Source organism: Oleiphilus sp. HI0128 (assembly GCF_001635365.1).
Window position 1 is genome coordinate 1 of record NZ_LWGG01001120.1, and the last position, 960, is coordinate 960.

Annotated in this window: 2 protein-coding genes; one reads left to right on the forward strand and one right to left on the reverse strand. The window is 45.0% G+C overall.

Annotation, left to right across the window (positions count from 1 at the left end; genetic code table 11):
• The coding region (locus A3763_RS19120) for a lysophospholipid acyltransferase family protein (protein WP_197482982.1) at positions 1-386 on the forward strand (386 nt) is incomplete at its 5' end.
• 6 nt (positions 387-392) lie between these two features.
• Here the strand turns inward: A3763_RS19120 and A3763_RS19125 are convergent.
• On the reverse strand, positions 393-960 hold a 568-nt coding region (locus A3763_RS19125), incomplete at its 5' end, for a LysR substrate-binding domain-containing protein (protein WP_231872252.1).

A 960-nucleotide genomic window follows, 5' to 3' on the forward strand; every position in this document is an offset into this window, starting at 1 on the left:
TCAGTAAGTATCAATTAAAAGAGATGCTCGAGTTTATCAAGGGGGGCGGTGAGGTTTGGTATGCTCCTGATCAGGATTTCGGTAAACGCTGTGACCTATTTGTTCCTTTCTTTGGTGTTAGTACGGGTTGTATCTCTACACCAAGTTGGATTGCGCGTGAAACGGGAGCGACTGTTTTGCATGTCGCACCGTTTAGGCTACCAAATGGTCAATATGAAGTCATTTTCTCACCCGTTTTTGAAGGTTTTGGTGAGGACCCGCAAAAGGATGCGCAGCTTTGGAATCAGGCGCTAGAGGCAGCAATTAAGCGTCATCCTGAACAATATCTATGGCAGCATAAGCGCTTCAAAACCCGTCCTGATGGAGAAGGGCCAGTTTATCAGTAGTTGCCGCTATGAATAGGTATTGTGGAGTTCTGCGTATTCAAAACAAAGCTCTAGCCAATTTCGTATGCCAGGGCTTAGGTATTTGTCCTTATGTGTGATGATATAAAATTTTCGTTTGAAATCTCTCTGTGGTGTTTTTAAGGCAATTAGCGATGAGCGTTTGAAAGCATCGTTTAAGGTAACTTTCGACAAACACCCAATCCCCATACCTGACTCTACTGCCCGTTTGATGGCTTCGGTATGTTGAAGTTCGAGTTCAATATTAAGTTCATGAAGCACTCCCTGCATTGCGTTATCGAATGCTTGCCGTGTTCCTGAACCTGCCTCTCTCAGAATCCATTTTGCTTTGCTTAGCTGTTGGTCACTAACGTATGAAAGCGTACTTAGCTCAGATTTCGGGTCGCAGAAGACCACTAACTCATCATCCATCCAAGGCCTAATGTTTAAGTCGGGGTGAGACACCTCGCCTTCGATTAGCCCCACATCGAGCTCAAAGTTTGCGACTTGCTCGGTAATTTTAGTTGTGTTGCCAACGCTTAGTGCTGCTTTAGCGGTCGGGAATTTACCTTTGAAC